6 protein-coding genes and 1 pseudogene are annotated in these 9,405 nt (G+C 75.2%); 4 read left to right on the forward strand and 3 right to left on the reverse strand.

The window, feature by feature from the left end; genetic code table 11:
• Positions 1 to 97: 97 nt before the first annotated feature.
• Complete coding sequence (locus IF55_RS34820) at positions 98 to 4,807, reverse strand: ATP-dependent helicase (RefSeq protein WP_030892378.1); 4,710 nt, start codon at positions 4,805 to 4,807, stop codon at positions 98 to 100.
• Positions 4,808 to 5,005: 198 nt separating this feature from the next.
• Between IF55_RS34820 and IF55_RS34825 the strand changes: the two genes are divergently transcribed.
• The 3 genes from IF55_RS34825 to IF55_RS34835 all read left to right on the forward strand — a co-directional run bounded on the left by IF55_RS34825 (position 5,006) and on the right by IF55_RS34835 (position 7,279).
• Complete coding sequence (locus IF55_RS34825) at positions 5,006 to 5,869, forward strand: AraC family transcriptional regulator (RefSeq protein WP_030892380.1); 864 nt, start codon at positions 5,006 to 5,008, stop codon at positions 5,867 to 5,869.
• 178 nt (positions 5,870 to 6,047) lie between these two features.
• Positions 6,048 to 6,974 carry an AzlC family ABC transporter permease gene (locus IF55_RS34830; RefSeq protein WP_078645772.1) on the forward strand — a complete coding sequence of 309 codons (927 nt, stop codon included), beginning with the start codon at positions 6,048 to 6,050 and terminating at the stop codon, positions 6,972 to 6,974.
• A complete protein-coding gene (locus IF55_RS34835; protein ID WP_030892382.1) occupies positions 6,971 to 7,279 on the forward strand; it encodes an AzlD domain-containing protein in 309 nt (102 codons plus the stop codon). Before IF55_RS34830 ends, IF55_RS34835 begins: the two co-directional genes overlap by 4 nt.
• Before the next feature lie 69 nt (positions 7,280 to 7,348).
• On the opposite strand, the gene IF55_RS34840 is transcribed toward IF55_RS34835, so the two are convergent.
• Together IF55_RS34840 and IF55_RS34845 are read right to left on the reverse strand one after the other, a co-directional pair.
• Positions 7,349 to 8,269, reverse strand: a complete 921-nt coding sequence (locus IF55_RS34840; RefSeq protein WP_030892384.1) for a hypothetical protein — start codon at positions 8,267 to 8,269, stop codon at positions 7,349 to 7,351.
• 154 nt (positions 8,270 to 8,423) lie between these two features.
• On the reverse strand, positions 8,424 to 9,044 hold the full coding sequence (locus IF55_RS34845; RefSeq protein ID WP_030892385.1) for a TetR/AcrR family transcriptional regulator: 621 nt from the start codon (positions 9,042 to 9,044) through the stop codon (positions 8,424 to 8,426).
• A gap of 175 nt (positions 9,045 to 9,219) precedes the next feature.
• Here IF55_RS34845 and IF55_RS37985 point away from each other — a divergent pair.
• Positions 9,220 to 9,405 (forward strand): annotated as a pseudogene (locus IF55_RS37985) (ABC transporter permease); the annotation flags it as partial.

Genomic DNA, 9,405 nt, shown 5'->3' on the forward strand with positions numbered 1-9,405 from the left:
CGCGGCGCGGCCCCAGCGCCCAGGACGGCCCGAGCGTACGGTTTCGGGCGCCCGCCTCCGCGTACGGCCGTCCCCGTGCCGTGACCCTTCTCCCTCCTCATGGGGCGCGCAGGCGCCACCCCCGTGGTGTGGCGTGGAAGCCCGCGGCCTCCAGGGCGCTGCCCATGGGGGAGGAGAGCGCGGCGGAGCCGTTGATCCGCTCGACCGTGACGGTGCCCAAGGCCCCCGCGCGCGCCGCCTGGGCCAGTGCCTGGGTCGCCGCCTGGAACCGGCCCCCGTAGGCACCCTCTCCGGACTCCCCGGACTCATCGGCCTGGGGGCCGTCCGGGGGCCAGGCGAGGAGGGTCTTGCCGCCGCGCTCCATGTAGAGGGCGAGGTCGCCGTCGAGCAGGACGACCAGGGAGCCGGCCTTCCGGCCCGGTTTGTGGGTCACGCCCGGAGGCGGCTCCGGCCAGGGCAGAGCGGCTCCGTAGGCGTTGGCGGGGTCCGCGGCCGCCAGCACGGCGGCGCGTCTGCTGTCCTTCGGGTCGGGTCCGTCGCCGGCGATGGCGCGCTCGCGGGCGTTGCCGACCGCGCGCAGCCGGTCGACCGCGCCCTCCATGGCGAACTGGGCCGCGCCCAGCCCCTCGACCACATAGCCGCGCCGGGCCTGACCGCTCTCCTCGAAGACGGACAGCACGCGGTACGCCGCCGAGAAGCCGCCCTCCACGCCCTCCGCGGCCACCGCGCCGCGCGTCACGACGCCGTGCCGGTCGAGGAGCGTACGGGCCAGGGCGTGCGCCCGGTGGGTCGGTTCGGGCTCCGGGGCGGGGAGCAGCGACCAGCGGCCCGCGACGGTCGGCGGTCCGCCGCGCGACGCGGTGGGCCGCAGGCCCGCGCCCGAACGGCCGGTGAGGGCCCCGTAGCGGCCGCGGGGGACGGCGCGTTTCGCCCGGTGCGCCGTGGCGCCCGCCGTACGGCCGGAGCCGAGGAGGGAGCGGAGCGGCGCGAGGGTGTCATTGGTGAGCCGCCCGGACCAGGCCAGGTCCCATACGGCGTCCGCCAGTTGCGCGTCGGCCGCCTCCGGGTGCGACGCGCGCACCTGGTCGGAGATCTGGCGGAAGAACAGGCCGTAGCCCCCGGCCAGGGCCTCCAGGACGGCCTGGTGGAGCGGGGAGAGCTCCAGCGGATGCGGGGCGGGCAGCAGCAGGGGCGCGGCGTCGGCCACGTACAGGGAGATCCAGCCGTCCTTGCCGGGGAGCGCCCCGGCGCCGGCCCAGACGATCTCGCCGGAGGCCGTCAGCTCGTCGAGCATCGCGGGACTGTAGCCCGTGACGCGGCCGGGCAGCACCAGCCTCTCCAGGGCCGAGGCCGGGACCGGCGCGCCCTGCAACTGCTCGACGGCGCGCACCAGTCCGTCGACGCCACGCAGGCTATGCGTGCCGATGTGCTGCCACTGGGGGAGGAACGCGGCCAGGGCCGGCGGCGCCACCGGCTCCAGCTCGTGCCGGAGCGCTGCCAGGGAGCGTCGGCGCAGCCGCCGCAGCACCGTGGTCTCGCACCACTCCTGGCCGATGCCCGAGGGGTGGAACTCCCCTTGCACGACACGGCCGTTCGCGGCGAGGCGGTGCAGCGCCCCGTCCGTCACGGCCGTGCCGAGGCCGAAGCGCCCGGCGGCCTGCGCCGAGGTGAAGGGGCCGTGGGTGCGGGCGAAGCGGGCGAGGAGGTCGCCGAGCGGGTCCTTGACGGGCTCGGTGAACGCCTCGGGCACGCCGACGGGGAGCGCTGTGCCGAGGGCGTCGCGGAGCCGCCCCGCGTCCTCGACGGCCGCCCAGTGGTCCTGCCCGGCGATACGGACGCGGATGGCGCGGCGCGCGTCGGCGAGGGCGGCCGCCCACCCCGGCTCGGCGCCGCGCTCCGCCAGCTCGGCGTCGGTGAGCGGCCCGAGGAGCCGCAGCAGGTCGGCCACGCCTTCGGCGTCCTTGGGGCGGCGGTCCTCCGTGCGCCACTGCAGCTCGTTCTCCAGCTCCGTGAGCACGTCGGCGTCGAGCAGCTCGCGCAGCTCCGCCTGGCCGAGCAGCTCGGCCAGCAGCCGGGAGTCGAGGGAGAGGGCGGCGGCGCGCCGCTCGGCGAGCGGGGAGTCGCCCTCGTAGAGGAACTGGGCGACGTAGCCGAAGAGCAGCGAGCGCGCGAAGGGCGACGGTTCGGGCGTGGTGACCTCGACGAGCCGGACACGGCGGGACTCGATGTCGCCCATCAGCTCCGTCAGGCCCGGCACGTCGAAGACGTCCTGGAGGCATTCGCGGACCGCTTCGAGGACGATCGGGAACGACCCGAACTCGCTCGCCACCTGGAGGAGCTGGGCGGCGCGCTGCCGCTGCTGCCACAAGGGGGTGCGCTTGCCCGGCGAGCGGCGCGGCAGCAGCAGGGCCCGCGCGGCGCACTCGCGGAACCGGGAGGCGAACAGCGCGGAGCCGCCGACCTGGTCCGTGACGATCTGCCCGATCTCGCCCTTGTCGAAGGCGACGTCCGCCGCGCCGACCGGCGACTGCTCGGGGTCGAACTCCGTGCCCCGCGCCCCCGGGTCGGCGTCCAGGAGGTCGAGCCCCATCAGATCCGCGTCGGGCAGCCGCAGCACGATCCCGTCGTCGGCGTGCATGACCTGGGCGTCCATGCCGTACCGCTCGGTGAGCTTGGCGCCCAGGGCCAGCGCCCAGGGGGCGTGCACCTGCGCGCCGAACGGGGAGTGGACGACCACCCGCCAGTCGCCCAGCTCGTCGCGGAAGCGCTCCACGACGATCGTACGGTCGTCCGGCACATGCCCGCAGGCGCGGCGCTGCTCGTCCAGATAGGCCAGGACGTTGTCCGCCGCCCAGGCGTCGAGGCCCGCCGACAGCAGCCGCCGCCGCGACTCCTCGGGCGGCCGGCCGCCGATCTCGCGCAGGAACGCCCCCAGGGCGCGGCCGAGTTCGAGGGGGCGGCCGAGCTGGTCGCCCTTCCAGAACGGGAGGCGGCCGGGCACACCGGGCGCGGGCGAGACCAGGACGCGGTCCCGGGTGATGTCCTCGATCCGCCACGACGTGGTGCCGAGGGTGAACACGTCGCCCGCGCGCGACTCGTAGACCATCTCCTCGTCGAGCTCGCCGACCCGGCCGCCGCCCTTCTTGGGGTCCGCGCCGGCCAGGAAGACTCCGAAGAGACCGCGGTCGGGGATTGTGCCGCCGGAGGTGACGGCCAGCCGCTGCGCGCCCGGGCGGCCCGCGACCGTACCGGCGACGCGGTCCCACACCAGGCGGGGACGGAGTTCCGCGAAGGCGTCGGACGGATACCGCCCCGCGAGCATGTCGAGGACCGAGGTGTAGGCGGACTCGGGGAGTGAGGCGAAGGGCGCCGCGCGCCGCACGAGGGCCAGCAGCTCGTCCACGTCCCAACTGTCGAGCGCCACCATCGCGACGATCTGCTGGGCGAGCACGTCCAGCGGGTTGGCCGGCACCCGCAGCGACTCGATGGAGCCCTCGCGCATCCGCTCCGTCACCACGGCGGCCTGCACCAGATCGCCTCGGTACTTGGGGAAGACGACGCCGGTCGACACGGCGCCCACCTGGTGTCCGGCGCGGCCCACCCGCTGGAGCCCGGAGGCGACGGACGGCGGGGACTCGACCTGGACGACGAGGTCCACCGCGCCCATGTCGATGCCCAGCTCCAGGCTGGAGGTGGCCACGACGGCGGGCAGCCGCCCCGCCTTGAGGTCCTCCTCGACCACGGCCCGCTGCTCCTTGGACACCGAACCGTGGTGGGCGCGGGCCAGCACCGGGGGCGCGCCCCTGGCCGCGCCCGCTTCGGCCATCAGCTCGGCCGGGGAGTGGTGCTCGGGCAGCGGTTCGCCGGTGGCGCGCTCGTACGCGATCTCGTTGAGGCGGTTGCACAGCCGCTCCGCGAGGCGCCGGGAGTTGGCGAAGACGATCGTGGAGCGGTGCGCCTGGACGAGGTCGGCGATCCGCTCCTCCACATGCGGCCAGATCGAGGGCTTGTCGCCGTCCCCGGCGTCCTCCGAGCCCCTGGCCGGGGCGCCGCTCAGCTCCCCCAGGTCCTCCACCGGGACGACCACCGAGAGGTCGAACTCCTTGCCGGAGGGCGGCTGGACGATCTCCACCTTGCGCTGCGGGGACAGATAGCGTGCCACCTCGTCGACGGGGCGCACGGTGGCCGACAGCCCGATGCGCCGGGCCGGCCGGTCCAGGAGCGCGTCGAGCCGCTCCAGGGACAGCGCGAGGTGCGCGCCGCGCTTCGTGCCCGCGACGGCGTGCACCTCGTCGAGGATGATCGTCTCCACCCCGGCGAGGGCGTCCCGCGCGGACGAGGTGAGCATCAGGAACAGCGACTCGGGCGTGGTGATCAGAATGTCCGGCGGCCGGTTGGCGATGGACCGGCGCTCGGCGGCCGGGGTGTCCCCCGAGCGGATGCCCACCCGGATCTCGGGCTCGGGCAGCCCCAGCCGTACGGACTCCTGGCGGATGCCGGTCAGCGGGCTGCGCAGATTCCGCTCGACGTCCACCGCGAGGGCCTTGAGGGGCGACACGTACAGCACCCGGCAGCGCTTCTTCGGCTCGGCCGGCGGCGGCGTGGCGGCCAGCGCGTCGAGCGAGGCGAGGAACGCGGCGAGGGTCTTGCCGGACCCGGTCGGGGCGACCACCAACACGTCCGATCCCTCGCCGAGCGCGCGCCAGGCCCCGGCCTGCGCGGTCGTGGGCGCGGTGAAGGCCCCCTCGAACCACGCGCGGGTCGCGGGGGAGAACGCTGCGAGGGCCGAAGCCGGGTCGTTCGCCATGACCCCATCGTGCACCGCCCCACTGACAATGAGCCGTAGGCCGGGATACGCCCAGGTCGGAGGGGTGAGGGCGGGGGCCGTCGGGCGCTGAGGGCCACCGGCCGGAGAGGGCGGACGGGCCGGCGGCGGGGCCGGCCGGCGGCGGCGCACAATGGGGCCGGAACGCACGGTACGAGCGATGACGGGGACGGCGAGGCGATGCCGGGGACCAGCGAGTGGGCCAGGCACTGGCATTTCGCGCCGCTGCCGGGGCTCGACCTGCTGCGCGCCCGTTATGTCCGGCACACCTTTCCGCGCCACGCCCACGACGGCTTCACCTTCGGCGCGGTCACCGGCGGCATCGAGGAGATCGGGCTGGCGAGCGGCACCGTACGGGCCGGCTCCGGCAGCGTCGTCATGATCAACCCCGAGGTCGCGCACACCGCCCGCGCCGGGGCGCCCGAAGGCTGGGCCTACGCCACGCTCTACCCCGCCGGGCAGGTGATCCGGGAGGTCGCGGCCGAACTCGGCACGATCCGCGGCACTCCGGGGTTCGCCGAGACCGTGGTCGACGACCCGAGCGCCGCCCACCTGATCAACGCCGTGCACCGGGCGGCCGAGGAGGGCAACGCGCTCGCCGCCGACAGCCTGCTGCGCCTCGTCCTCGCCCGCCTGCTGCGCGTGCACGGCCGTCCGCTCCCGGCCCGCCCGCCCCGCACCGCGGGGGCTCGCAACGCCCTCCTGGCCCGCGCGGCCCTGGAAGAGCGCATAGCCGACCCGCCGCCCCTGGCGACGCTGGCGGCCGAACTGGACACCAGCCCCTTCGCCTTGCTGCGCGCCTTCCGCGACGCCTATGGGATGCCGCCGCACGCCTGGCTCACCAACGCCCGGATACGCCGCGCCCGCCGTCTCCTGGAGACCGGGAGCTCCCCGGCCGAGACGGCCGTCGCCGTCGGCTTCACGGACCAGCCGCACCTCAACCGGCACTTCACGCGGATCGTCGGCGTACCGCCCGGCGCGTACCGGCGCGAGCGCGCCGCGATCCGCGTCCTCCCGGGCGGAACGGAGGCCCGTACCGAGTGACGGAGCGCGCCGCGATCCATACCCTCCCGGGCGAGCCGGGTGCCGCTCCCTTGTGAACCCGACACCCCCGCCCGCCCGGGGACGTGCGGTGGCCTGGGGCGCAAGAACGTACAAGACCTGGTCGGACGGCCGCTCCTAGCGTGCCGATGTGGCAAAGCGAACGACGGACACTGATGAGATGACGGCCCCCGAAGAGGGCACCCGGGGCGAGCGAATACCGGGCCGCCCGGAGCCTTCCCCAGCACCTGCCCCGGAGTCGAGCCCGCCATCCGGGCCGGTGGCGCGCGACGACCGGGCTGTCGTACGGGACGCCCTGGGCGTCGGGGTGGCGGTCGGCCTCTCCGGTTTCGCCTTCGGGGTGACCTCGGCGGGGGCCGGGCTGAGCCTGCCGCAGACCTGCGCGCTCAGCCTCTTCGTCTTCACCGGGGCTTCGCAGTTCGCCCTGGTAGGCGCGCTCGCGGCGGGCGGCAACCCGCTGACCGCCGCGGCCGGCGCGTTCTTCCTCGGCGTCCGCAACGTGTTCTACGGCCTGCGGCTCTCCCCACTGCTGCGACTGCCGCGCGCCGTGCGGCCCTTCGCCGCCCAGGTGGTCATCGACGAGACCTCGCTCGTGGCGTTCGCCCAGCCGGACCGGCGCGGCGCCCGCATCGGCTTCACCGTCACCGGCCTGAGCCTGTACGCGCTGTGGAACCTCTCCACGCTCGCCGGGGCGGCCGGGGCCGCGGCGCTCGGCGACACCGACGCCTGGGGGCTGGACGCGGCCGGCCCGGCCGTCTTCCTCGCCCTGCTCGCCCCCATGCTGACGAGCGCCGTCGAACGGGCCACGGCGGGGCTGGCCGTCCTGCTCGTGCTCGGGTGCACCCCTTTGCTGCCCGCGGGGGTGCCCGTGCTGGCCGCCGGGCTCGCCGCGCCTCTCGTGCTCGCCCTCAAGGGACGCGCCTTCCGTGCGCCGCGCACTCCGGAGGGGCACGGTGGCGATCGGGAGTCCCCTAGGGAGCCGCGTGATGCTCGTGGCGGCCCAGGGGACGCGAATGACGCCCCAGGGGGCGTCCGTAAGAGCGTCGAAACCGTCCGTGACGTCCCCGAGGAGGGCGGCAGCCGATGAACGTCTGGATAGCCATAGCGGTCACCGCGGCCGGCTGCTACCTCGTCAAGCTGCTCGGCCTGTCCGTACCCGCCGGGATGCTGGACCGCCCCCTCGTCAAACGCCTCGCCGCGCTGGTACCCGTGGCGCTGCTGGCGGCCCTCACCGCGCAGCAGACCTTCGGCCACGGGACCGGGCTCGTCGTCGACGCCCGCGCGGCGGGGCTCGGCGCGGCGGCCGTCGCGCTCGTGCTGCGCGCCCCGTTCCTGCTCGTGATCGCCGTCGCGGTCGTCGTCACCGCGGGCGTACGCGCGCTCGGCGGCTGACCGGGACCGCCCCTGAGGGCCACCGGGGCGGGGCCGCGCCGAACTCGCCGCCCCGGGGCCCGCCGGCCGCTACAGGGGCCGCCCGTACGCGCGCAGGGTCCGCAGCGCCTCGATGGTCACCATCGGGCGGCTCTCCAGGGCGGTGCCCGGCGCCCACTGGCGCCAGGTGACCGGCCAGCCGCCGTCCTCCTCCTGGGAGCGCGCGAGGAAGTCCAGCGACCGGTCCATCTCCGCGTCGGAGAACCAGTGCCGGGCCACGGAGTCGGGTGTGGCGGCGTAGTCGTGCGGGAAGTGGTGCTCGCCCGGCGCGTACCCCTCGGGCGAGGGGTGGTCCGCAGCCCGCTCCGGCTCCAGGACGACCAGCCGCTGCTCCCGCACCAGCTCGCCGAGGCGCTGGGCGGCCGCCTGCGCGCGCGTACGGTCCGGGGCGCCGTCCAGGAAGGCGACGGCCGCCAGGACTTCGTAGGGGTGCGTCTTCGCCAGCGACTCCACCGCGGTCCAGCAGTAGTCGGTGGCCCGGAACAGCCACGCGTGCCACACCTCGTTGCGGTGCAGCAGCCCCACCACCGGGCCGGTCGTCAGCAGTTCGCTCGGCGGGTCGTCCACGATCGGCATCCAGGGGGCGGCCGGATAGCCGCGCAGCGAGGGGTGGAGCGCGGGCAGCGCGCCCTCCGGGGTCGAGATGCCGGTCAGATAGCGGCAGACGCGCTCCACCCGCTGACCGCCGCAGCGGCCGATACCGTCCAGGACGCGCAGCGCGTGCGCGACGTGCAGCGGCTGGCTCACCGGGCCCCGCACATCGGGCTCCAGGGCGTAGCCGTAGCCGCCGTCCTCCCCCAGGTAGGCGGTGAGCGCGGTCTCGACGGCGTCGGCGTTGCGGGCGCTGTCGTCGAGGAAGTGATAGGCGAATCGGCGTTGTTCGAGCACGCGGGCGGTCAGCCAGACGAAGTGCTCGGCGCGGTCTGCGGGTGATGCTCCGGAACGGGCCATGGTCAGACCGTAGGGCGGAAAACGGCGGCGGTCAGGGGCACGCGCCGGGCTGCACTCGCAGGGGCGGGGGGCCGGTCGCACGCGGTTGACGGCGCGCGCGAATCCGGAGGTCCGCGGCGGCCGTTCGCAGAACCGCGGCTCTCCGGGAGGCCCCTCAGCGGTCCGTACGCGCCGCGCCCAGGGCGGCGGTGGTGGCCCGCGCGAGGCCGTCCAGATAGCCCGCGGGGAGGGGGGAGCGCACCATGACCAGGCGCCAGTAAAGGGGACCGCAGGCGAGGTCGAGGGCGAGGTCGACGCTGGTGTCGGCGGATAGCTCGCCCCGGGCGACGGCGTGCTGGACGATCGTTTCCGCTATACCGCGCTGGGAGTCGCGCACCGCCGCCTGCAGGGCCTGGGCGATGTCCGGGTTGCGTGCCGCCTCTGCGAGCAGGTCGGGGAGGATCTGGGCGGCCATGGGGTGCTGCAGCAGCCGCGCGGTCACCTTCAGGAGCGCTTGTACGTCGCCGAGCAGGCTGCCCGTGTCCGGGGCCGGCATGCCCTGGACCGCGAGGGCGGAGACCACGTCGAGGACGATGGGCAGTTTCGAGCGCCAGCGGCGGTACACGGCGGCCTTGCCCACCCCGGCCCGGCGGGCGACGCGCTCGATCGACATACGCGCGTACCCCACGGTGGCCAGCTCTTCGAAGACGGCGGCGCGGATCGCCTGGGTGACGTCCTCACGGAACGCGGCGGCCCCCGCGGGGGCGCGACGCGGCTTTTGGGACTCCTTATCCATGCCCCGAGCCTAACTCGACGATGGAACGCTTGTGTTCCATCGTCTCCTCCTCTAGCGTTGACGACACGACGGAACGCACCCGTTCCAACGTGATGTCATCTGCCCTCACCCCGCCCCGGGCCCGCGTCTCGCGCCCGGCCGTCTCCGGGTGTGCCCCCCTACCGAAAGTTCCCAGGTGACCGAGTTCTCCTCGCCCCCCTCAGCCGTCCTCGACCGGCCCGTGGCCGCACCCCTGACCCCATCGGAACTCGCCGCCGCGCATGGTCTCGCGGTGAGTGGTGCCCGGCCGGGGCTGGGGGAGTATGTGCGGCAGTTGTGGGATCGGCGGCATTTTATTGTGGCGTTTTCCCGGGCGAAGCTG

It is taken from the genome of Streptomyces varsoviensis (assembly GCF_000718635.1).
Lineage (GTDB): Bacteria > Actinomycetota > Actinomycetes > Streptomycetales > Streptomycetaceae > Streptomyces > Streptomyces varsoviensis.